The sequence below is a fragment of the Rhizobium esperanzae genome (genome assembly GCF_002204185.1).
Classification (GTDB): Bacteria; Pseudomonadota; Alphaproteobacteria; order Rhizobiales; family Rhizobiaceae; genus Rhizobium; species Rhizobium esperanzae.
In genome coordinates, this window is the sequence record NZ_MXPU01000011.1 from 187446 (window position 1) to 211526 (window position 24081).

Sequence of the window (24081 nt, forward strand, 5' to 3'; positions counted from 1 at the left end):
ACCCCTCCCCACAAGGGGGAGGGGTTAACCTGCCGTGCCGTTTCACGCCTATTGCAGCGCTTCTTCCAGCAGGACGGTTGCCGCCGAGTTCGAGGCGGCGCCTCAGGTTAAGTCCCTCCCCCTCGTGGGGAGGGGTTGGGGAGGGGTCTAAATTTTATCCTACTGAAGCCCACGCGTCTTAAGCCAGGCCTCTGTTAATTGCCGGAAGCGGTCGGCCATGTCGGCGATCGCCTCCTCGTCGTTCATGTTGCCCGAGAGCCAGGCGCGCGCCGGATCGGCAAAGATCGTCCGGCCGACGGCAAAGCCTTTCACGGATGGAGCTGCCAGCGTCGCCTCGAAGCAGGAGATCAGCTCGTCGGCGGGCGCTTCGAGCCCGAGAAGCACGATACCACGGCACCATGGATCATTTTTGGCGATGACCGCATCGATCTTCTTCCAGGCTGCGCCGGAAGCCTGCGGCTCCAGTTTCCACCAGTCCGGCTTGATGCCGAGCGCGTAGAGCTCCTCCAGCGCGGTCGCGATCGTATCGTCGGTGAGCGGTCCGTTCTTGCCGGCGATGATTTCCACCAGGAGCTCGCGACCGACCTTGCGCGCGGCCTCGAACAGCGTGCGCAGCTTCTCCTGCTGTTCCGTCTTCAATTCGGCCGGATCATCGGGATGATAGAAGCACAGGCACTTGATGCAATGGCCGAGCGGCCATTCGACAAGCTGTGAGCCGATATCCTGGCTGAATTCGAAGCGCAGCGGCTTCGAGCCCGGCAGTTCGACAGGCCGGCCGATCCAGGAGAAATTCTTGGTCGCCGCGTCGAAGAAGGCGTCGCGACCGAAACGCTCGTCGATCAGCATGCCGTAGCCGTCGCGGCCGTTCGAAACGCGCGCTGCCGCCTCGACCGCCAGCCGCTTGAAGGCGACGATCCTGTCATGGCCGACGCCGAGTTCATCAGCGACGCTGACAAGCTGCGAGCGGTGGTCGATCGCCAGCGCCATCAGCAGCGGGATTTCGCCGCGCCGCGTCGATGCCCAGTGAATATGATTGATCGCCTCGTCCTTGCGCAGCGCCCGATGTTTGCTGCCGGTCTTCAGGAAGAAGTCGAGTTCCGCCCAGGTCGGATATTCCGGCGAGCAGAGCAGGCGGGAGACGGCGAAGGCGCCGCAGGCATTGGCCCAGGTGGCGCAGGTCTTCAGCGGCTCGTCGCGCAGGAAGCCGCGCAGGAAGCCCGACATGAAGGCGTCGCCGGCGCCGAGCACATTGAACACCTCAATCGGGAAGCCCTGGCCGACGATGCCGGCTTCGAGGTCGTCGGCGATCGGCCCGTCATAGACGATGCAGCCCATCGCGCCGCGCTTGAGCACGATCGTCGCCGGCGTCAGGCGGCGGATCTCCTTCAGCGCGCCGAGCACGTCGTCGGCGCCTGATGCGATCAGGATTTCCTCTTCGGTGCCGACGATGAGATCGCAATCGGGCAGCGTTTCCTTCATCTTCGAGGAGACGCGGTCGGATTTCACATAGCGTTCGAAGCCTTCCGCATGGCCGGCAAGCCCCCAGAGGTTCGGCCGGTAGTCGATGTCGAAGATGACCTTGCGGCCGTTCTCCTTGGCGATGCGGATTGCCTTGCGTTGCGCGGCTTCGGTGTTGGGCCGCGAGAAATGCGTGCCGGAAACGAGAACCGCGCGCGAGGATTTGATGAAATTTTCGTCGATATCGCCTTCCTCGAGCGCCATGTCGGCACAATCCGAACGATAGAAGATCATCGGCGACACGCCCTCGGCCTCGACCGCAAGCAGCACCAGCGCCGTCAGCCGTTCCTTGTCGGTGACGATGCCGTCCGTCGCCACGCCCTCGCGCGCTGCCTGCTCGCGGATGAAGCGTCCCATCTGCTCGTCGCCAACGCGGGTGATGAGGCCGGATTTGAGGCCGAGCCGCGCCGTGCCGATGGCGATATTGGACGGGCAGCCGCCGACCGATTTGGCAAAGGAGGCGATATCCTCCAGCCGCGAACCGATCTGCTGGCCGTAAAGATCGACCGAGGAGCGGCCGATGGTGATTACATCAAGCGCCGGCTCCGGCTGTGAGCCCGGATTCGATTGTACCATGATGTCCTCCCGCTAGATTTTGCGCGGCTTCCAGTGCCTGCGAATGTCAATAATGAAACATTGGTTCCGATATTTTGTCAATTCGGAATGTTTATTCCATTTTCGCTTTTCCAGCTTTGTGATGTTGACGCTTGCGACGCCGCTCGGCGATCGCAACCGGCAGCGCCATGGTGAGCGCCATCGAGGCCGAAAGCGAGCGGAAGCCGGCGAAATCCGCTTCCGCCACCTCGAACCAATGCGTGGCACAGGCGGCAAGCGGCGAGAAGGCCGAATCGGTGATCGCAATGACCGGGACGCCGCGGTCGGCTAGCTCCTGACTCTGGCTAAGACTGTCGGCTGCATAGGGCGAGAAACTCGCAGCGATCGCCGCATCCCTCGGCGACGCAAACTGCACCGTTTCAAGATCGACTCCGTTCGGCGAGGCGACGATCTGGTGGCGGATGTTGAGCTTGGAAAATGCGTAGCTCATATGCGCCGTCAGCGGATAGGAACGCCGTTTGGCGATCAGATAGATCGTTTCGGCGGCGGCGAGGATATCCACCGCCTTCGTGAACGTCTCGCTCTGCACCGTCGCGGCCAGCCGATTGACTGACTGGTTCGCCGCGGCAATGAATCCGGAGAGTAGATTGGCGTCTTCGTCGTCGCCGCTCGTTTGCTCCAGCGTGACGAGCCGCTCTTCGTAGCTCAGCGTTCGGTCGCGCAGCCTTTCGCGGAAGATGCTCTGCAGATCGGAAAAGCCTTCATAGCCGAGATGATGCGCCAGTCGTACCAGCGTCGACGGCTGGACCTCGGAGGCGGCCGCGATGCTCGCCGTCGTGCCGAAGGCGATCTCGTCGGGATTGCCGAGCGCGAAAGCGGCGACCTGCGCCAGCCGCTTCGGCATGTTCGCCTTGCGCTCGATGATGGTGCTGCGCAGGCTTTCGAAATCGCGCGGCACGCGCGCGTTCCTTTGGGGGTCATTATCCATGCTTGCAGCTCAAGGTATGAAACAAATATTCCATATTGCCGAGCATAGACGATTTCAAACGATGCGCCTAATTGTTTTTAATCGCCTGTAATTGAAGGGTTTTGGACAAATCGCGCCGAGAGAATGAAAGTCATCTGCTTGCGACGGTCTCTTGTCAAAATGGTCCAAATATTCCAAAAATCCGCGCGCAGCTCTGGAGGAGACGGAAATGAAGCCACTTGGCATCGGTTTGATCGGCACCGGTTATATGGGCAAGTGCCACGCGCTGGCCTGGAATGCGGTGAAGACCGTGTTCGGCGATGTCCAGCGTCCGCGGCTCGTGCATCTGGCTGAAGCCAATGCCGGGCTTGCCGAGGCCCGTGCCGGCGAGTTCGGCTTCGAGAAGGCAACGGCCGACTGGCGGGCGCTGATCGCCGACCCCGAGGTCGACGTCGTTTCCGTCACCACGCCCAACCAGTTCCATGCCGAGATGGCGATCGCGGCACTGGAAGCCGGCAAGCATGTCTGGTGTGAGAAGCCGATGGCGCCCGCCTATGCCGATGCCGAGCGCATGCTGGCGACGGCGGAACGATCAGGCAAGGTTGCCGCTCTGGGCTATAATTACATTCAGAATCCCATCATGCGGCACATCAGGACGCTCGTCGGCGACGGCGTCATCGGTACGGTCAATCATGTCCGCGTCGAAATGGACGAGGATTTCATGGCCGATCCCGACGTCTTCTTTTATTGGAAGAGCGAGCTTTCCGCCGGCTATGGTGCGCTTGATGATTTCGCCGTGCACCCCTTGTCGTTGCTCTGGTATCTTTTCGGCCATGTCGAGGCGGTCATAACGGACATGGTGAAGCCCTATGCCGACCGTCCGCTCAGCGAGGGTGGTCGCCGTGCCGTCGAAAATCACGATGCCGCCAACGTGCTGATGCGGGTCGGCGGCGGCATCTCCGCCGTGTTGATGGCGAATCGCGCCGCCTGGGGTCGCAAGGGGCGCATCGCCCTGCAGATTTACGGCTCGAAAGGCTCGATTCTCTATGACCAGGAGCGAATGAACGAGTTTGAACTCTATCAGGCAGAAGGGCCTGGTTCGGAGCAGGGCTTCCGCAAGATACTGGCGGCGCCTGCCCATCGGCCCTATGATCGCTTCATCCCGGCTCCCGGCCATGGCCTCGGCTTCAATGATCTGAAGATCATCGAGTGCCGCGAGCTGATCCGGGCAATATCAGGCGAGCCGTCGTCGATCGTGACATTTAAAGACGGTCTCAGGATAGAGAAGTCGGTGCATGCCATGGCACAGTCATTCCACGAGCGTCGCTGGATCGAGATCGGCTGAATGTAAGAAGCCGCTTTCCGTTGACGGCGCATGGGGCAGGGGATAGGCCTTGGCGTAAGTGTCGAGCCTGGTTTTAGGAGTGAGATCGTGACGGATAGAGTGGTGATCATCGGCGCGGGACAGGCGGGCTTCGCCTTGGCGGCCAAACTGCGTGCTTTGAAGGATACGCGCCCGATCACCCTCATCGGCGCCGAGGATGTGGCTCCCTATCAGCGTCCGCCGCTTTCGAAGAAATATCTGCTCGGTGAAATGAGCTTCGACCGCCTGCTGTTCCGCCCGGAACACTGGTATGCCGACAACGATGTCGATCTTCGCCTTTCGACCTGGGCCGAGGAGATCAAGCGGGACAGCAAGCAAGTTCTGCTGCAGGACGGCTCCGTTCTCGACTACGGCACCCTGGTGCTCGCCACCGGCTCAACGCCGCGCCGGCTGCCGGCCGCAATCGGCGGCGATCTCGAAGGCGTCTATGTCGCCCGCGATAAGCGCGATGCCGATCTGCTCGCCGATGAAATGCGCCCCGGTCGTCGCGTCCTCATCATCGGCGGCGGTTACATCGGCCTCGAGGCTGCGGCCGTCGCCCGCCATCGTGGTCTCGAAGTCACGGTCATCGAAATGGCCGATCGCATCCTGCAGCGTGTCGCGGCGAAGGAAACGGCCGACCTCATGCGCGCCATCCACGAGAGCCACGACGTGGTGATCCGCGAGAAGACCGGCCTGAAACATCTGATCGGCAAGGATGGCCGGGTCTCCGGCGCCGCCCTTTCCGACGACTCGGTCATCGATGTCGATTTCGTCGTCGTCGGTATCGGCGTCGTGCCGAACGACCAGCTTGCCAAGGAAGCCGGCCTCGAGGTCGCCAACGGCATCCTCGTCGATGAATACGCCCGCACCTCCGATCCAGCTATCTTTGCGGCCGGCGATTGCGCCGCACTTCCATGGCAGGGTGGGCGCATCAGGCTCGAATCGGTGCAGAACGCCGTCGACCAGGCCGAAGCTGCGGCAGCTCTCATCGCCGGAGGCGACGAGCCCTATGAGCCGAAGCCTTGGTTCTGGTCCGACCAATACGACGTCAAACTCCAGATCGCGGGGTTCAATCTCGGTTATGACGCCACGCTTTTGCGTCCGGGCGCCCGCGAAGGGGCTCATTCGATCTGGTACTTCAGGGAGGGCCAGCTGATCGCTGTCGATGCGATCAATGACGCGAAAGCTTATGTGACCGGCAAGAAGCTACTGGAATCCGGAACCAATCCCGATCGAGCGATCCTCGCCGACCCCTCGGCCGATCTCAAGAGCCTATTGAGCTGAGTCGGCGAGCGCGCGCGCAAGGCGTGTGCGCTCGATGGATCGATCGGCCGAGCTTTTGGGGCAGACGCAGACGAGCGATTGTTCTCGTCCGTCCGTCAAAAGCCGAAACGCCGGCCCTGCATTTCTTCTGGTGAAAACTCAAAAAACCCTTGCATTCACAGACCGCTCACCCTAGTTAGGCGGCACCGGAGAGGTGGCCGAGTGGTCGAAGGCGCTCCCCTGCTAAGGGAGTATACGTCAAAAGCGTATCGTGGGTTCGAATCCCATCTTCTCCGCCACTTTGATTTCCACCGCATATCTCTGGTCTCAACTTCCGTCGGCGAATCACGGTCGCTTAATCGGCTAGCCCTGCCAGTCGCGCGCGAGGGAGAATTGCTTCGAAGAGAGAGAATCGCTCGCGGGAATCACGTCCCGCGCTTCTGCCCTTAGGAGCGGATCGGTGAACGTCCGGTTACGCTTTCGGGAACTGCCATCTCTCCCGCAATAGCCTGAACTTGTCAAAAACGTGTCCCAAATGCGTCGAAAGGCGCATGTCCATCTCTTTGTTTGGCTGGCCTAAGCTGCGGCAAAATCAGGATTTTCTTAACAAAGCATAAAGGAAATCGGGGCCGGTTGCCCGACTTGTGTCCTTTCGGCAACAGAGTATCGGGAAGGCTCCCGCAAACCACCCATTCGAGTAAGTTGGTGATTGCGTGACGGCCGCCGTCTTGTATTTTCACCCTCGGAAGCAAGGGCGACGGATCGTCCACTTCTTGAAACACGGGGATGGGGCAGGGAACGCTGCTCAGCGAAAGATCTCAAACCCGATCGAAACTTTGAATTGGAGGTCATTTATGAACATCAAGAGCCTTCTTCTCGGCTCCGCTGCTGCTCTCGCAGTAGTTTCCGGTGCTCAGGCTGCTGACGCTATCGTTGCTGCCGAGCCGGAACCGGTTGAATATGTTCGCGTCTGCGACGCTTACGGCACCGGCTACTTCTACATCCCGGGCACGGAAACCTGCCTCAAGATCGAAGGCTACATCCGTTTCCAGGTCAACGTTGGCGATCGGGTTGGCAATTCGCTGACGCGTGCTAACGACTCCGACTGGGATGCTGTTACTCGCGGCCAGGTTCAGTTCACCGCCAAGAGCGACACCGAATACGGTCCGCTGACCGGCGTCATCGTCATGCAGTTCAATGCTGACAATGCCACCGACCAGAACGCCAAGCTCGACTCCGCTTACCTCGACATCGCCGGCTTCCGCGCTGGTCTCTTCTACAGCTGGTGGGACGACGGCCTCTCCGGCGAAACCGACGATATCGGTTCTCCGGTAACGCTGCATAACTCCATCCGTTATCAGTACGAAACCGACGCCTTCTACGCTGGCATCAGCGTCGACGAACTCGAAGACGGCTTCTTCAAGTCTGACGAAGATCCGAACAACGTCGGCGTTGCCGTCGGCCTCGGCGGCAAGGGTGGTATCTTCAGCTACCAGATCACTGCCGGCTACGACGTCGACAACGAAGAAGGCGCTATCCGTGCAATGGGTACGGTTGACATCGGTCCCGGCACGCTCGGCCTCGCAGCCGTCTACGCCACCGGCCCGAGCTCCTACTACACCGCAGCTGAATGGGCGATCGCTGCCGAATACGCCATCAAGGCAACCGACAAGCTCAAGATCACCCCCGGCGTCCAGTACTACAGCGACTACGGTGTTGACGGCAACGACTTCGCCGACGGCGATGCCTGGAAGGTTGGTCTGACGGTTGATTACCAGATCGTCGACAACTTCTACGCCAAGGCTTCGGTTCAGTATCTCGATCCGGAAGACGGCGACGACTCCACCTCGGGCTACTTCCGCCTGCAGCGTTCGTTCTAATCTGGTTTGACTTCGGTCGATCAGGAAAGCCCGGCTCTCGAGCCGGGCTTTTTGTCTTGTGCAGGGTAGTGTTTGAATCCCGCAGCCCTCGGAAGCGAGACGATCGCACGATCGCGGAGCCCACCATGTCGTGGTGGCCGGCGACAGATCACCTTAGGCATAGGCAAAACCCTTGGTTACGCTCACCGCCGGAACATTTCGTGCCATGACTTTCAGATCCTCGCGGACCATCTCCGTAACCAGCTGATCAAGACTGGTCTCGTGTTTCCAGCCAAGCTTCGTATGCGCCTTCGTCGGATCACCGATCAGAAGGTCAACTTCAGTCGGGCGGAAATAAGCCGGATCGATTTCCACCACGCACCGACCGGATGCCTTGTCATACCCCTTTTCCTCAACTCCGGTCCCACGCCAATCAATCGGCATGCCCACCTTGGCAAAGGCCTTGTCGACAAAGGCACGGACCGAGTGCGTTTCACCGGTTGCAAGGACATAGTCCTCCGGTTCGTCCTGTTGCAGCATCAGCCACATCCCACGGACATATTCGCGCGCATGTCCCCAGTCGCGCTGTGCATCCAAATTGCCGAGATAGAGCCTTTCCTGCAGTCCAAGATGGATCGCAGCCGCCGCCCGAGTGATTTTACGCGTCACGAATGTTTCGCCGCGAATCGGACTTTCATGATTGAACAAGATGCCGTTCGAGGCGTGCATGCCATATGCCTCGCGATAGTTGACCACGATCCAATAGGCGTAGAGCTTGGCCGCTGCGTAGGGTGATCGAGGGTAGAAAGGCGTCGTTTCGCTTTGCGGAACTTCCTGCACTTTGCCGTAGAGTTCCGAGGTGGACGCTTGATAGAAGCGAGTCTTCCTGGTCAGTCCCAGGAGGCGAATTGCTTCAAGCAGCCGAAGTGTGCCGGTTCCATCCGCGTTGGCCGTATATTCCGGCGTCTCGAAGGAGACTTGAACGTGGCTCTGTGCTGCGAGGTTATAGATCTCGTCCGGCTGCGTTTCCTGAACGACACGGATGAGGTTCGTTGAATCGGTCATGTCCCCGAAATGCAAGATGAACCGGGGATTCTCGACATGGGGATCCTCGTATAGATGCTCGATGCGGCTGGTGTTGAACGACGATGAGCGTCGCTTGAGGCCGTGAACAATATAACCCTTCTCCAAGAGAAACTCGGCCAGGTAAGCACCGTCCTGACCTGTTATACCCGTAATCAACGCAACCTTGTTTTTATTCTTCACTACGGTCTCCGTAATTTGTTTCGCGGAACCAGATGTGAATGCACTCCCGGTTCAGGTGAATTCGTGGTATTTCCTCAGTGATTTCACAAACAATTCCGAATCGCTGAAGTTGTACATGGCGTGTTGTTTCGGATTGACGTTGTTTATCGCAACGCAGAGCTCTGCGTTGCGTGCGGTCCTCAGCTGATGTAAGCAAAATTCGACGGCGCGACGGCTCGTCTTACCCCATTTAACGACCACGAGCGTTCGTTCTGCTAAGGCCGTCAGATGCATCGTATCAGCCGAGGCGAGCACAGGTGCGCTGTCGAAGATGACGACTTGGCCCAGCGAGGCGGCCATCGAGACGATGTCGGCCGCATTCGTCATGCGGGCGCGCCGATGGAGAGTGGCATTGCCGGCCGGAATGAAGTCGATGCCGCTCGGATGGTGATCGATGATGTCCCGGATTCCAGCCTGTCCACACAGGAATTCGTTCAACCCCTGCTGTAGCTCTGACCTGAAAAACGAGTCGAGATTTCCGTGTCTGAGGTCGCCATCAACAAGCAGCACCGGAATTCCGTTTGCGGCGAGATCGATTGCCAGTGATCTGGCGACAAGCGACTTGCCCTCTCCGCTGTGAGCCGACGTCACGACAATACTGTTAGGTAGCTTTCCACCGTTGGACTGTTTGAGCGAAGTTATGACCGAGCGAATTGCTTCGTCAAACATTCCGTCTTGAATGTACCCAAAGAGCATAGATGGATCCCCCCGGTCCTTCCGTTTCAGGCGCGGGATGAATCCGGCTGGCGCTATGCGAGGCATTCCGGCCATCTGATCGAAGCTGCGGACCGAGTTATCCAGCATCTCGACCACGAAAGCGGCTGTTACCGCGATCGATATCGAAGCCAGGAGGGCGCCGACCAGATAGAAAAGTCGTCCGCGCCCCTGCGGTGCCAGCGGCACTGCTGCCGGTGACAAAACTTCCAGTTCCGCTCCCGGCAGCATGGCTTGCGCAGCCAGGCCACGGCGCTGCTCCTCGAGCCTATCAAGCGCGGTCTGCTCCTTGTCAGCCATGCGTTGGAGTCGCGCCAGCTCCGTTTGCGCCAGGGCAGAGCGAGCGCGCTTCTCATGAGCAACCGCCAAGGCCGACCGGACCGCGTCATCCTCATGATCGAGCGCCGCAAGCTTGGAGCGGATGGATTGAAGATATCGATCGACCGCAAGGCTGAGATCGGTGCGGGATTTGAGAATTTTCGCCCGCATATCGACAACGGCTTCGGCGGTGTTGCCATATATCTCGAGAAGGCGCTCGAGATCTTGCTCTTGCGTACGAAGCTCCCGTTGCGCCGCGCCAATGCTGTCGGGAATAACCATATTCTGCAGGGCAAGCGAGAGGTCGTCAGCCGCTTCCAGTGCAGATATCGTTGCTCTCGCTTCAGTGCGGCTTTGTTCGATTTTTGTTTGCCGCTCGCCCAGCTCCATGATTGACTTGATCTGTTCAACCTGATCGTCGTCATTTGAGACGACGTCCATCGTTTTCTGATACGCGTCGGCGGCATCGCGTGCTGCCGCAGCGCGGTCCTTCTGTTCGGCGATGCGCTGGAGAACCCATTCTTCTGCCGCGTCCAGGCGCCCCCGCAGACCGTCCTTCCGCTCTTCGAGATAGATGCTGATGAGCCGGTTCGGGACCGAGGCTGCCAGTTGGGGATCGCTCGCATCGAAGCCGATCTGAATAACGTCGCTCTGGCCATCACGCCATACGCGCAATGCCTTGTAGTACTTCGGGATGATCGGCTCGATGCTGTTTCGTACCGGCGAGAATGGTTTTTCTCTGTCGACCAGACCGCGCAACATTGCTCGGATCCTGTCGATAAGCGAGCTCTCTTGCAGCGCCGGATTGAATTCCGGCCACTGATCGAGCCGCAGATCGCGGATTACCCGCTCTGCAATGCTTCTGGAAAGAAGCCGTTCGGTCTCCGATGCGGCGTCTAACGGATCGTTGCGGCCGGAATCCTCCGGGCCGAGTTTCGTCGCCAGAGGCGTGTGGATTATCAGCCGGGACTCGGCATGAAAACTCGGCTTCAATCCCGAAACCATGATCGCGGCGATTGCCATAAACAGCGTGATGATAGCCGCGATCATCGCCATCCTTCGCCGGATAAGACGCAGGCCCGATGTGAGGTCAAAGTCGTCCGACCTCGTTTCTACCTGAAACCGGGGATCGTAGCGCATCGACGAGAGCGAGGTGTTGCGGTCTGGCGGGATAGTTGAAATGGTCATCGTTCACCAACCGACGTTTGAGGTTGCGCGGAGACGGCGTCGTAGAGTTTTTCCAGCGATCGCATATAGGCCTTCATACTGAACTGATCGAGATAATGAGCTCGGGCCTTGGCCGAGAGGCGGTTGCGGATTTCCGGATCGCTGACGAGTTTCGCCAGCGCCCCAGCCAGGGCATCCTTGTCTCCGACAGGCACGAAGACGCCCGTTTCACCGTCGGAGATGACTTCGCCATGCGCGCCGACGCGCGTGGTAACGACCGCAAGCCCGTGGGCGAGCCCTTCGACCACAGCCATTGCCAAACCCTCGGCATGCGAAGGTAGGACCAGGATATCTGCCCGTGCACACAAAGCTTGCGCCTCGTCGGCGCCGAGCCAGCCCGGCATTTTCACCAGATCTGAAAGGCCCAGGGCTGCGGCTTGGCGTCGGTAGTCTTCCACAGGCCCGTCGCCTGCCAGCACGGCTCGCCACTGGAGCGCCTTCATAATCGGATGACTTAAGGCGAGCAGAAGCTCCCCAACGCCTTTGCGTTCGCTCAGTCGGCCGAGAAAGACGATCAACGGCATCTTGCCGACGTGAACACTGCGCGCCCCGGGGTCGGGAACACAATTGCGGATGACGGCCACGCGGCGCTCGTCCACGCCCAGAAGCGTCGTTAGCGTCATGCGGTCGCGCTGCCCCAGCGCTACGACCTGGTCGGCATGTTGGAACATCCGGCGTATGAGCATTTGTTGCCGTGGCGAGCGTGCGGCAAAGTCACTCGCGTAGTCGTAATCGTGCAGGTGCAATATGTGAGAGCATCCGAGCAGGCGGGCAGCCTCGGTGAGGATCAGTTTTCTTGCGGTGCTGCCGCGACCGGCGATATGGATATGGTGAATGCGCGCCGGAGCAATTATCCGATCCTTGGCCATCATCAAGATGGCGCCGAGCATGCGCATCGGCGACGTAACCAGGGACCAGCGCGGCCCTCTGGTGTCGGTGACGACGTGCGTTTCGCCCGCCTCCTTCGCCGTGCTCGATATATAGCCGACCAGCCTGCCAATTCCGCCGCCGTTCTCGCATCCACCCGGGACATAGTGGCGCACGGTTGCTGCTGCATTCCGCACCGCTATCCGATTCCCCTCTGTGAGCGCCGTCATTCGCATGCTCCGACCACCTCACGATAAACGGCCGCAGCCTGCGCCCCGACCTGTTCAGGCGAATTCGGACCTGTGGCCCAGGCGAGCGCGCTGGTCCCGAAGCTGCTTCTCAGTTCGCTGTTATCGGCCAGCGTCCGGATGGCGCTGGCGAGCTGTTCGACGTCCCCTGGCCGAACCACCATTCCCAGTCCGTTCGGCAGAACGGTGGCGCGCAATTCGCCGACATCGGTCACGATGACCGGTTTGCCAAATGCCGCGGCAAGGTTGAGTACACCGCTTTGCGAGGCTTCCGTGTAGGGAAGAACAACGATATCGGCATCCAGAAAAAGCTGGGCGACTTCAATGTCCTCGATAAAACGGTTGCGAATATCATAGCGGCCGGCTTCGCCCATAAGAGGCTGGAAGATCCAGGGATCATCGCCGCGGCCGGCGACCGTGATGCGCAGATTGGGGAGCTGGTCCTTCAGCAGCGCCTCGGCGCGGACCAGATGCTCCAACCCCTTGTAAGCAAAAATCCGCCCGAAAAGCAGGACGCGCAAGGTTCCATCTGCGCGGCGCCGCGCCATCTTGTGCTGCCGAGCGAGTTCCGCGTAGCGATGAATGGCCGGATGCGACAGGACATGGACGCACTCGGGCGATTTTGAATATCGCTCGAGAACCATTCGTTTCAGCCCCTCGCCATGGACGACGACATGACCCGATTGCCGCACGATCAATTGCGGAGCCCAGGCCGGCAGCGTTCGCGTGTCGGAATCGCCGGGATGCACGTCAACATCATGGACAGTCGTCACAAGCGGGATCGGCCGCCAGAATGGCGCAGCAAAGTTCAGCCAGAGCGTGGAATTGCTCAGAAGGTGAATGACGTTCGGCCGCTCGTGCCGGATGAGACGCGTGAGTTGGTGCAGGAACCAGGGATTGGAGAGCGAGCGGTGCCGTGGCCAGTCCAAAAGGTGCAGATCGACAGCCGGATCGAAAGAGGAGACAAGGTCGGCGTAGCGCCGACGCGGGACTGCGAGCACGACCTGCAGGTGTTGCGCAACACCGCTGGCGAAGGAGATGGTGTAGTCTTCGAGTTCGGAAACCAGCATCAGCGCCTTCATCGTGCCGACTCCGACAAGCTAACGGCCTGACCGCGTCGAGGAAGGTCGCGGGCTGTCCGCAACGCCTCACGCATACGCCTCAGCAAGTTTGGTTCTCCGGCGAAAAAAAGTCCTTCGGCGGCAAGTCTGAACCGGGTGCGTGCATCTGCGCCCTCCAGCCTGGCTGAGGCCACCCGATACGGAAAGTGATCGGTCAGACGCAGCCTTCCGTCTAAGCCGTGCGCGGAAAGAAACTGGTTCGTCGCGTCAACGACAGTCCGCCAATGGGCCAGCCGCTTTCGCAGCATGGCGGCGTCATCGACTGGCCGATACCAGTTATTGTTGTGAATCCGGTAGAATCCGAGTGAATCCGACAGGGCGACAACATCCCCCAGAAATGGGTAGATGCCCGTGAGCCAGGCATCGGCGGAAATGTGGAACTGCTCGGGAATATCTCCTGCCGCTTTCCAGGCGCTACGTCTTACTGCGATGGCTGATGTCAGTGGGAAGGGCCACCAGCCAGCCGATCTCGCAAGGCGCAGCGACAAATCTCCCGAACACAGGGTTCGAGGAATTGGCTTGAAGGCTATTGAGCCATCGGTCTGCGTTGGCTGAAGTCGGTGATAAACAAGCGATGCATGAGGATTCGACTGGAAAGCAGCGGCTGTTGCCGACAGCTTGCCCGGCGCCCACCAGTCATCGGCATCCAGAAAACAGAGAATGTCACCACTGCTTGCCTTCACAGCAGCATTAATGGCGGCGGCCTGCCCCTGGTTCTCCTGGAAGAGCACCTTCACCCGCTTTTCATAACCTTCGAGAACCGAGCGCGACTGATCGCTCGAGCCGTCATCGATGACGATAATCTCGGCATCAGACGCCTTTTGGCGTAAGGCGCTGTCGATCGCCCGAGGAAGAAAGCAACCGTAGTTGTAGTTGTTGATGAGGACGCTGATCGTCGGCCGCTCCATGACACCCCTCTCAAGCGCGTTGCTGCGCGACACATCGGTACGCCGGAGTTGCGAACGCTCGTTCGTTCGGCAACGCGAATTGATGGAAAGAGATGAGAGGCGGACAGGCATCATTCGGCGCGATCAGGCTTCCGCCCTGAGCTCGTAGGGTCACCGCAATGCGTGACGCTTCCGTTATAGTGCATACGAAACCAGGACCATGACGCAGAACCATAAGAATCCCAACCCTTCCAAGCGTCACTGCCAACAGCCAGCTGCGCCAGAATTATTGCCTCACTTCACCACCAACTGCGGCTCAGCGCGATCTTCGCGGTATGTTTTCATCGCCAAGCTACCGGCGATTGGTCACGGGTGACATCTGCTCTTATGGGCAATGCCGCTGGCCCAAGCACCAACTTTTGGGGGAGGGGTCGACCGTGAGCTTAACCCAACCAACGTCCTTGGACGGTGGGTATGCGCGTTAGGCTTAGCTCCGTCTTCGTTTGCGTCAGTTGACTGGGGATGTGGCGGGATGTTCGTTGGTAAGCAGCGCAGCTGTGAAAGGGGACCCATGTCTTTCCAAATTGCCGCGATCAACAGCCTCTCATCTGTCCAAGCAAATCGGGACCGATAATGAGAGCCGATACGCTTAGAGCCGCGAATGGGCCAACCGTCAGTTGGCGAGCGATAGAATGCTGGGGCGCGGGCTTCTGCCTTTTCCTTCAGACAGGCGCCCTTTTCCCGCTCATGCTGGCGGACGCCGACGGAGCCCTTAGCGATCACGCCCGGTCTATATTGCGTCTGCTTTGCCTACCCGTATACGGCTTTACATTGTTGATGCTGGTCAGGAATTTTCCGCAATTTCTAACGGCGCTCAAGCGAAATTGGTTTGTCCCCCTGATGGTCGCCATGCCGTTTGTGTCCGTCTTCTGGTCGGTAGGCCCATCAACGACATTCAGGCGCGCCATCGGCCTGCTCTTTACGGTGCTTCTGGCTTACGTGCTGGCGATACGCTTCACACCACGGCAGTTGCTTCTCCTGGCATTTGCCACCTTCGGAACATGCATCGTCCTCAGCCTGCTGGTCTTCGTGGCGTCGCCGGGTCTCGCTCGCATGCCGATGGACGGCGCCGTGCGTGGCATATTCATCCACAAGAACAGTCTCGGTTGGTATGCCTCCATGATGATACTGGTGTCGACGGCCGTTTTAATGGACGGTAACCGGGGTTTGCGGCGAACCGCTTTGCTTTTCTTGATCGCGGGTGGGGCCTGTCTCATGGGCTCCGGATCGATGACCGCGATCATTGCGACGGTATCTGCCTGTTGCTTGATCGGGTTCTATTCCCTGTTGAGGCGGATCGGTGGGATCAGTCGCATCGTCCTCATCCTGTTTTTTGTTCAAATGTTCATCGGGCTCCTCCTTTTGCTTCACGAATTCCTGGTTCCATTCCTGGAGGCGCTTGGCAAGGATGCCACTTTAACGGGCCGAGTGCCCTTGTGGGAACTGGTCGATGGTCAGATTGCCGATCATCTGCTGCTCGGCTTCGGCTACCAGGCGTTTTGGACAGAGGCGAATCCCGAGGCCTGGATTATCTGGTCGAAGATCCAATGGATGGCGCCCCACGCCCATAACGGATTCCGCGATACGCTGCTGAACTTCGGAATAAGCGGAATGATTTTGTTCGCTCTGATGCTTCTACAGGCATTGCGCCAAGGGGCGGTCCTCCAATGCCGGGACCCGCGCTATTGCTGGCTCTGGCTGAATGTCTTCACAGTCGTCATTTTGGTGATGAACATGACCGAGACCATCTTCCTAATCCAGAATGACGCGATTTTCGTTCTGTTTATGTCGGGCATCATCATGTTCTCTCTATACGAGCCCGTTGTTTCAATGACCCCCGGCCAGCAAATGCGGGCATCGGCGCGCAGCAAAACGGCGGAGATGCAGATTTGAGGCTGCGTTTCGCACCAATCTTGAGCATTCTCTTTGCGACACTCTTTCCGCAGCCGAGCAACCTGGCCTCAGTGACTTCGGACGCAGATGCGCCCGATAAGCTGCAGGCGGCGCTCAGGGAAGCGACTTGCGCGGAAGCGTCGCCGGCTATCTTTTCCGACAGGTTGAAGGGGACTTCACTGAGCAAAGTACTGACGGGCACATCTGCGGCCCGGGCGGTATTCTATGTTTCTCCTAATGGCAAGGACAGTTGGAGTGGGCGTCTTCCCAAACCCAATCCTCAGCATACCGACGGTCCGTTTGTCAGCATCGAGAGAGCTCAGGATGCTGCGCGTGAGAAGGGCGGCCAAAACACGATTGCAATGGGCGGCGGGGACTATTATCTCTCTGAACCGATCGTCTTCGACGCACGCGACGCGGGCCTTGTCATCGCAGCGAGGTGCAACGAAGCGCCGGTTCTGCACGGCGGTCCGCTTGTACGCAATTGGACGGCGCAGGCCGATGGCCGCTGGACGGCATCACTGAAGCTGCCTGCAGGCAGGGAGGTGGGCGACCTTTTCGTCAAGGGCGCGCTGCAGACGCAGGCACGCTTTCCCAACGCCCCGCTCGATGGAGATCCGCGCAAAGGATGGCTTTTTGCGGCCAAGTGCACTGAGGATGATGACATATGGCATGGCAACACGCGTTTTTGCTTCCATGCCGGCGATCTTGCGATCTCGAAAAATACAGCGGGGCTTGTCGCCCATATTGTCGGTGGTTTTCGCCCCGGCAGCCAATGGGGCAGTGACACCCTCCCAGTGGTCTCAATCGACACCGCGAACCGGGCCATCAACACCAGAGGCACTGCCTATTTCTTCACCGCGGAAGGCAGCCGCTATTTCCTGGCAGGGGCGGCGGCCCTGCTCGATGCTCCCGGCGAGTGGTGGTATGACCGCGCCAAGGAGCAACTCGTCTACCTCCCGACCGATGGATTGCCAATCAGCTCTACGGCTGTCGCCGGCATCCTGCCGACATTCTTCAGGCTGGATGGAGCCGATGGAATGGTTGTATCCGGGCTCCAGTTCCGGGATGGGGATCCGCGCGGCAGCGGCAAGTTCGGTACCGACACCAGGAGCTTCGGCGCCATACGGCTCGACCGGGCGGACGGCGTCCGGCTGCTCGGCAATTCCATCGACAATGTCGGCGTCGGCATCCATGTTTCCGAGAGCAAAGATGTCCTGATTGCCGGCAACGTGATTGCGGATGTGGCCGGCAACGGGATTTATGTCGGCACGACCTACGGCACCTTCCTCAAATCCCACGGTGCGACAATCCTGTCGAACCACATCCATGACATCGGCAGGGTCTATTTCGAAACGGCTGGGATCTGGTTCCAGGCTGCCGACAATGTCAGGATCGCTCATAATCTCATCGAAAATGCAGCCCAGTTCGGTATCGCCGGTGGCTCGCTGTGGGGAGATCAGGACGCAGTTCATGACGCGGTCATCGAACACAACGTGGTCCGCAACGCCAATCAGCAAACGGCAGATGGCGGTGCCATCAAGATGATGGGTGAGCAGACGGACCCTTTGAACAGTAGCATTCGCTACAATCTCGTCACCGGAACAGGTCAGCTTATGAACAGGGTCGATGGGACATTCTGGCCTCCTGGATATGAAAATACCAGTGAATGGCCTTCTCCTATCAGTTGGGCGATCTATACCGACGGCAAGGCGAGTGGAGTGCGCATCGAAGGAAATACGCTTTCGGATAACATATCGGCGATCGGCATAAACGGCGGCTGGAGCAACCTGGTGACGGGGAACATCATTACAGGCGGGTCTGGGGCTGCCTTTCGCGTCGATGACGGTACGGGCCGGGGGTGGCGTCCCCCTTGGGCAGGCCCCAATCGTATCGAGGACAATATCGTGTCGGTCGACAGCGGTAATGGGCTGGCGGCATACATCTACGTGCCTGACCACAAGCTCGAATCGGTGCAATTTACGCGTAACCGCTACAGCGGCAATCTGAACGACAAGAGCTTCAGGATACATCCGGAGACCATGCCGTCGGGAGAGTTTGGCAGTCTAAGCGATCTTCAGAAGGCTGGGATCGACATAGGCAGCGTAGTGTCGCACCCCAAATGACAAGACCGCAACGCGACGGAAATGACTGCTGCCGGTAGGAGCTATGACGTCATGGCCTCGACGAACCGGCCCAGAGCGAAAATTTCCAACGTATCCTGCGTCAGGTTCGAATGCATACGCCGACGGAGCTATGCGCATCACGTTCCCGGGCCGGAAGCCTGCTGGGGTGCGACCGGCTTGCCGATAATGGGCGGGCTGATGTTATTGGCAGCGAGCTGTTTCAGAACCTCTGCACTCAGCGTTCCCCGAACGCCGGGATGGCGATTGCAGCCTTCTTCGGCATAAGAATGGGTCCATGGATCGGACGGACCAAAGGTCATGAAAAGCGCCATGCGGTCACCGGTCCCGACCATCCGTCGGAGGGCTGAACGTGTCAGGGTGAAAGCCTTTTGCGAGTCGAGGCGAAGTCGCGACCCGATCCGCTCAAAGAACTTGCGTAGGCTTCTGTCAACCAGTGTCGGCATTTGACCGGCATGTTCGATGCGCACGTCGAAGATGATGGCATCGCCTGCCCCTATACCCAAGCCCTTCTCCGGCATGCTCTCAACCAGGCCCTTGAGGTGAGATCTTGGTCGAACCTTCAATGTCGCCGGCGAGTTTTCATCCTGATCCTGTAGATAGAATGCGATCTTGTAGACCCTGAAAGACTCGTCCGCGAAGATGGTTCCGTCGATGCAGGCAGGGTGGTGGGGAACGTCGTTATGCCATGACGATGTCGTGTTGATCATCATATCGCATTCGCCCGTGAGAACGACGTCAAGCGGTCGCGTGATTTCCTTGAGGCGACTGAGGATCACATCGGAAGTCAGAAACTTGGCGATTTCCTCTGCGACATACATGGCATGAAGTTGGAATTTGCCGCCGTACTGGTAGCGACCTCCCGACTTCAGGTGTTGCTTGATAATCAACCGTAAGCGCTCCACCTGATCAGGGGTCAATAGTTCTCTGATGACGATATACCCATCAGAGCTCAGGTCCTTCTGCAGCTGGCTGGTTTTGCCTGGCAGCTCTGAAGGCTCGCCAGCCGGGCCTGTCATCTCGATTGTTGGGTTAACCATCTCCCCCCGCTTTATTCGCGCGCAGGTCCGCCCAGGCTTGGCGCGAGAGTGACTATCTTCCGCGGCTTTGTGAAGGTCAAACCGCTCTTTCGGGATCGCACTCATCAAAAAGAGCAACGTGGCAAGCCGTGGGGGTACGCCGCCTTACTTCGAACATTGTAACTTATCTCGGCCGAAGGCGTAGGAATATGAAGTGTCTTCTACGTCCAATAGTTGGAACTGAAAGTATGGAGGCAATCGCTCTGCCGGCATATTCTGGTGACAGTTTAAATCGCGAAAGCGTAGGTCATGGGAAAGCAACCAGCAGACAGAGGCCAAACTTCAGTTCTTAAACAAAAGGACTCCCTGGGATGGACTAATGTCCTTGGTGTTCGCATTTCGGCAGTTAATCTTAAAAGCGCGACCGGTTTTATTCAAAAAGGGATTGAAGACGGCAGGAGGGAATATGTGTGTGTTCGCGACGCACACGGTGTCGTCCGATGTCAAGATGACCCAGAGCTCCGGTCGATACATAACCGGGCGTTCCTCGTGACCCCCGACGGCATGCCGTTGGTATGGGCGTTGAAGCGTGCTGGCCATGTGGACAGCGACAGGGTCTACGGACCTGATCTGATGTTGTCTGTTTTCGAGGCCGGCACATCGAAGGGTATACGCCACTTCCTTTATGGCGCAACGCCCGAGACGCTGCAGCACTTGCAGGCGCGGCTTCTCGCGAAATTCCCGGAAGCTGAGATAGCCGGCTCCTATGCGCCGCCTTTTCATAAACTGTCACCGCAAGAGGAAGCCGATATTGCGGACCGGCTCAATCGATCCGGCGCCGATATCATCTGGGTGGGGCTGAGCAGTCCCAAGCAGGAACTCTGGATGGCGCGCATGCGTGACCGTCTGGATGCATCGATGCTTATCGGCGTCGGAGCTGCATTCGATTTCCACGCCGGCCTCAAGCGGCAAGCTCCAAGGTTCATTCAAAGAAGCGGCTTCGAATGGGCCTTTCGTCTTTTATGCGAGCCGCGACGGCTGTGGCGGCGCTATGCGCTCGTCGTGCCGACCTTCATCTCACTGACAGCATTCCAGAGACTGGGGCTTCGGAAGTTTCCGATCGAAGACCAGGTTTTTGGATCGAGTGCGCCAAAAGCAACAGCCGTAAAGGTGTGAAGCAATCATGTCCCTATTTGCGCCGTCAGCAATCACGTCCGACCTGCGGAAGGCGAACCCTTTCGTGGCAAACCCCACGCCGATCGACGAATTCAACAAGCGGGCAGGGCTGAAGATACCGGTTCCATTCAGGCGCAGGTTGCCTCGGCTTGCTACGTCGTCATTTCTGATTGCCGGCGACATCGCAAGCTATCTGATAGCCTATCTTCTTCTGCTGCCGTTTCTTCCGTACGGTTCGGAGAATATGGTGCCGGAGCGCGCTTTCGCCCTCGCAGCGCTGGCAGCGATCGTTCTTTATGCATCGAACGCGCTCTATCCCGGATATCGCCTTCACGACCACGAACATCTGCGCCGCCGCACGATAGCGTCCTTCAAGGTGGGGGTCATCGCAGCGTTTGGGGCGATCCTTCTGCCGGAAGGGCTAGGAGTGCTGCTTCCGGTCATCGGCTTCCTGGGCCTCGGATTGGTTGTTCAACCTCTTATGCGTGGGGCCGCACGAGGACTGTCCTGGAGGATTGGTATCTGGGGTGAGCGGGCAGTGATCGTCGGTGCCCGCAATCGCATCCCCGCGCTCATGGCGTATTTCTCAGAGCATTGGCACTACGGCATTCGGCCGGAATCCTTTTCTCCCGATACTTCGGAAGTATTAGCCGACAATGGGCCGTCGATTGCCTTGATCGCTGATGATACCGGCTCATTTATCGCCGAGTTGGCAACGATGCGTCGGCAGTTCGCCGAAGTCATCCTCCTTTCCGACACGCCGAACCTCAAGATAACCGGATTGCGACCGGCGGACGTCGGCGGAGAGATCGGTGTTCGCTTGGCCGTCGGCGGGAGATCGGCAAGCTCGAACCTGGTTCGTCGAATCCTCGATCTCGTGATCGCTATCCCTGCGACGTTGGTGCTGATGCCCTGTATTCTGGTTGCCGCCGCCGCGATCTATGCAATCGATCCGGGTCCCGTCTTCTTCAGACACGCCAGGGAAGGCTTGTCTGGCAAACCGGTGCGCGTGCTGAAACTGAGAACGATGTACAGAGATGCGGAGCAGCGGCTCGAAACACTGTTCCGGGACAATCCGGAGATACAAGCCGAGTGGTCGAACCACTTCAAGCTTCGGCAGGATCCGCGCATCCTGCCGGTGATCGGGCATGTCCTTCGCTCATCGAGTTTCGACGAACTCCCGCAGCTGGTGAACATCATTGCGGGAGAGATGTCCTTCGTGGGACCGCGCCCCTTCCCGGAATATCACCTTTCGGCGATGGATAGCGAGTTTCGTGCCAAGCGGCGCTCGGTAACGCCGGGGCTGACTGGGCTTTGGCAGATATCCGAACGAAGCAATGCGGATATCGAACTGCAGCAGCAACTCGACGAGTTCTACATCGACAATCGATCCTTGTGGTTCGACTGGCACATCCTTCTCAGCACAATTCCTGCGGTCCTGAAAGGCAAGGGAGCCTGCTGACATGTTCTCCATCCCTGTGGGCAAACATTAACAACGGAGCAAATCAATGCACGGACAGAAGCGAATTATGGTTACCGGCGGCACCGGATTTCTGGGATCATTCCTGTGCGAAAGGCTTTTGCGAGAGGGCAATGACGTCCTCTGCGTGGACAATTTCTATACCGGCTCGCGCGACAACGTGCTGCACCTTCTTGACGATCCTCGTTTTGAGATACTCCGCCACGACATCACATTCCCGCTTTATGTGGAGGTCGATGAGATCTACAACCTCGCCTGCCCGGCATCTCCAGTCCACTACCAGCACGATCCGGTGCAGACCGTGAAGACCAATGTGCATGGGGCAATCAATATGCTCGGCCTGGCCAAACGCACCAAGGCAAAGATCTTCCAGGCATCGACAAGCGAGGTCTATGGCGATCCGGCGGTCCATCCGCAGCCCGAGGAGTATCGCGGAAGCGTCAGTCCCATAGGCCCGCGGGCATGTTATGACGAAGGCAAGCGGTGCGCCGAGACGCTGTTCTTCGACTATCACCGTCAATATGGCGTGGAAATCCGGGTGGCGCGGATCTTCAATACTTACGGGCCGCGAATGCAGACCAATGACGGTCGCGTCGTCTCCAATTTCATCGTTCAGGCGCTTCAAAACGAACCGATCACCATCTTCGGCAACGGCACGCAAACGCGCTCCTTCTGCTATGTCGACGATCTGATCGAGGGCTTCATCCGCCTGATGGGTACGCCGGCCGGCGTAACCGGTCCGATCAATCTCGGTAACCCGGGAGAATTCCAGGTCCGAGAACTGGCCGAAATGGTCATCGACATGACCGGATCGAAATCAAGCATCGTCTTCAAACCCCTGCCGATCGACGATCCGACCCAGCGCAAGCCCGATATCAGCCGGGCAAAGCAGGAACTGGGCTGGCAGCCGACGGTGAGCCTGCGCCAAGGGCTCGAGAGAACGATCGCCTATTTCGAGTGGAAGCTTTCCGGGGAGGCCAGAAGCATGCCCGGCGTCAGATTTCCACAGATGGCCTACACCAATCCGCCTGCTCCGGCCGTCGGCGTTCCCGTTCCGCACGCTGCGCCCTTGGGAACGTGATCGGCAACGTCAAAGCGCAAATCATGGCTCGGTTTGGGTTTGCTGAACCGAGCCCATATCGCGGTTTGAAAAAAGGGGCGGCGATCGTCGGACGTGCAAACCGCCGCAAAAAAACACCGAGGACATGGGCAATGCGCGTTGCTGTTATTACACCATATTACAAGGAGCCTAACGAACTCCTTGAGCAGTGCCGGGCGAGCGTTGTCGACCAAACCGTTGCATGCGACCATGTCTTTGTTGCCGACGGTTTTCCGAACAGTTCCGTCGGTCGCTGGGGCGCAAAACATTTCATCCTGCCCAATGCTCACGGCGACGCGGGCAACATGGCTCGCGTGATCGGCAGCCTCAGCGCCTTCGCTCAGGGTTATGACGCGGTGGCGTTTCTCGATGCGGACAACTGGTACAGATCCGACCACATCCAGCGTCTGCTTGAACTTCACCACCGTACCGGTGCTGCGGTTTGCTCATCGAGACGTTCGATGCATCGCGCAGACGGCACCTACATGTTCGACGACTCAAAAAGCGACGGCCGCACGCACGTGGATACGAACTGCTTGTTTCTCACGCGGCCGTGCCTGCCGATCATCGCGCGTTGGGCTCACATGCCGAGGGAACTCTATCCAGTAGGAGATTCTGTCTATTGGAGCTCGATACGGAGCTCTGGGCTGTCGCGCTCTCATGAGCCGATCTCGACGGTCTGTTACCGCACGACTTGGGAAGCCGACTACAAGCGGATGGGTGAACCTGCCCCCGCGGGCAGCAAGACCCTCGCATTCACTGACCAGCCCTACTACTGGTTCAAGTCCCTTCCAGTTCGAGACCGCTGGCGCATCTGGCAGGATTTCGGCTTTCCGCTCAGGCGGCGCACGGTAGCAAAGCTGGTCGGTCAATATGCGCTGTCAAGACTTTCCCCGTACTCCTATCTCGGAGCCAAAACATGAGTGCTGAGGCGGAAACATCTCTCAACGCACCTGCGAGCGGGAAACAAACGCCACTGAACAGCAAGACGATGC

Annotated in this window: 17 protein-coding genes and 1 tRNA gene; 10 read left to right on the plus strand and 8 right to left on the minus strand. The window is 58.8% G+C overall.

The window, feature by feature from the left end:
* Positions 1 to 159 precede the first annotated feature (159 nt).
* Positions 160 to 2094, minus strand: a complete 1935-nt coding sequence (locus tag B5E41_RS18005) for a bifunctional 5-dehydro-2-deoxygluconokinase/5-dehydro-2-deoxyphosphogluconate aldolase (RefSeq protein WP_088395479.1) — start codon at positions 2092 to 2094, stop codon at positions 160 to 162.
* A 91-nt stretch (positions 2095 to 2185) separates the two neighbouring features.
* Entirely contained in the window at positions 2186 to 3061 is an 876-nt protein-coding gene (locus B5E41_RS18010; RefSeq protein WP_088395480.1) for a MurR/RpiR family transcriptional regulator, read from the minus strand.
* Positions 3062 to 3269: 208 nt separating this feature from the next.
* On the opposite strand from B5E41_RS18010, the gene B5E41_RS18015 reads away from it, so the two are divergent.
* The 4 genes from B5E41_RS18015 (at position 3270) to B5E41_RS18030 (ending at position 7549) form a co-directional block, all read left to right on the plus strand.
* Entirely contained in the window at positions 3270 to 4385 is a 1116-nt protein-coding gene (locus B5E41_RS18015; protein ID WP_088395481.1) for a Gfo/Idh/MocA family protein, read from the plus strand.
* An 87-nt stretch (positions 4386 to 4472) separates the two neighbouring features.
* A complete protein-coding gene (locus B5E41_RS18020) occupies positions 4473 to 5690 on the plus strand; it encodes an NAD(P)/FAD-dependent oxidoreductase (RefSeq protein ID WP_088395482.1) in 1218 nt (405 codons plus the stop codon).
* 187 nt (positions 5691 to 5877) lie between these two features.
* Positions 5878 to 5968: transfer RNA gene (locus tag B5E41_RS18025), tRNA-Ser, on the plus strand.
* 555 nt (positions 5969 to 6523) lie between these two features.
* Positions 6524 to 7549, plus strand: coding sequence for a porin (locus tag B5E41_RS18030; RefSeq protein ID WP_088395483.1), 1026 nt, complete (start codon positions 6524 to 6526; stop codon positions 7547 to 7549).
* Between the two features lie 153 nt (positions 7550 to 7702).
* On the opposite strand, the gene gmd is transcribed toward B5E41_RS18030, so the two are convergent.
* Genes gmd through B5E41_RS18055 form a run of 5 tightly spaced genes read right to left on the minus strand, consistent with a single transcriptional unit; the run spans position 7703 to position 14236 of the window.
* Positions 7703 to 8794 carry a GDP-mannose 4,6-dehydratase gene (gene gmd, locus B5E41_RS18035; protein WP_088395484.1) on the minus strand — a complete coding sequence of 364 codons (1092 nt, stop codon included), beginning with the start codon at positions 8792 to 8794 and terminating at the stop codon, positions 7703 to 7705.
* 51 nt (positions 8795 to 8845) lie between these two features.
* A complete protein-coding gene (locus B5E41_RS18040) occupies positions 8846 to 11053 on the minus strand; it encodes a GumC family protein (RefSeq protein ID WP_088395485.1) in 2208 nt (735 codons plus the stop codon).
* Positions 11050 to 12195 (minus strand): glycosyltransferase family 4 protein, encoded by a 1146-nt coding sequence (locus B5E41_RS18045; RefSeq protein ID WP_088395486.1) that lies wholly within the window; start codon positions 12193 to 12195, stop codon positions 11050 to 11052. Before B5E41_RS18045 ends, B5E41_RS18040 begins: the two co-directional genes overlap by 4 nt.
* Positions 12186 to 13289 (minus strand): glycosyltransferase family 4 protein, encoded by a 1104-nt coding sequence (locus B5E41_RS18050; RefSeq protein WP_088395487.1) that lies wholly within the window; start codon positions 13287 to 13289, stop codon positions 12186 to 12188. The genes B5E41_RS18045 and B5E41_RS18050 overlap by 10 nt, the downstream gene beginning before the upstream one ends.
* On the minus strand, positions 13286 to 14236 hold the full coding sequence (locus B5E41_RS18055) for a glycosyltransferase family 2 protein (RefSeq protein WP_088395488.1): 951 nt from the start codon (positions 14234 to 14236) through the stop codon (positions 13286 to 13288). Before B5E41_RS18055 ends, B5E41_RS18050 begins: the two co-directional genes overlap by 4 nt.
* Positions 14237 to 14848: 612 nt before the next feature.
* Between B5E41_RS18055 and B5E41_RS18060 the strand changes: the two genes are divergently transcribed.
* On the plus strand, positions 14849 to 16168 hold the full coding sequence (locus B5E41_RS18060) for an O-antigen ligase family protein (protein ID WP_088395489.1): 1320 nt from the start codon (positions 14849 to 14851) through the stop codon (positions 16166 to 16168).
* A complete protein-coding gene (locus B5E41_RS18065) occupies positions 16165 to 18294 on the plus strand; it encodes a right-handed parallel beta-helix repeat-containing protein (protein WP_088395490.1) in 2130 nt (709 codons plus the stop codon). Before B5E41_RS18060 ends, B5E41_RS18065 begins: the two co-directional genes overlap by 4 nt.
* Positions 18295 to 18431: 137 nt before the next feature.
* On the opposite strand, the gene B5E41_RS32300 is transcribed toward B5E41_RS18065, so the two are convergent.
* On the minus strand, positions 18432 to 19352 hold the full coding sequence (locus B5E41_RS32300) for a phytanoyl-CoA dioxygenase family protein (protein ID WP_245303108.1): 921 nt from the start codon (positions 19350 to 19352) through the stop codon (positions 18432 to 18434).
* 288 nt (positions 19353 to 19640) lie between these two features.
* On the opposite strand from B5E41_RS32300, the gene B5E41_RS18080 reads away from it, so the two are divergent.
* Genes B5E41_RS18080 through B5E41_RS18095 form a run of 4 tightly spaced genes read left to right on the plus strand, consistent with a single transcriptional unit; the run spans position 19641 to position 24009 of the window.
* Positions 19641 to 20507: a WecB/TagA/CpsF family glycosyltransferase gene (locus tag B5E41_RS18080; RefSeq protein ID WP_088395492.1), complete on the plus strand. Its 867-nt coding sequence runs from the start codon at positions 19641 to 19643 to the stop codon at positions 20505 to 20507.
* A gap of 7 nt (positions 20508 to 20514) precedes the next feature.
* Complete coding sequence (locus tag B5E41_RS18085; RefSeq protein ID WP_176439432.1) at positions 20515 to 21969, plus strand: sugar transferase; 1455 nt, start codon at positions 20515 to 20517, stop codon at positions 21967 to 21969.
* A gap of 46 nt (positions 21970 to 22015) precedes the next feature.
* Positions 22016 to 23068, plus strand: coding sequence for a UDP-glucuronic acid decarboxylase family protein (locus B5E41_RS18090; RefSeq protein WP_064801481.1), 1053 nt, complete (start codon positions 22016 to 22018; stop codon positions 23066 to 23068).
* On the plus strand, positions 23065 to 24009 hold the full coding sequence (locus B5E41_RS18095; protein WP_245303109.1) for a glycosyltransferase family 2 protein: 945 nt from the start codon (positions 23065 to 23067) through the stop codon (positions 24007 to 24009). The genes B5E41_RS18090 and B5E41_RS18095 overlap by 4 nt, the downstream gene beginning before the upstream one ends.
* Positions 24010 to 24081 lie beyond the last annotated feature (72 nt).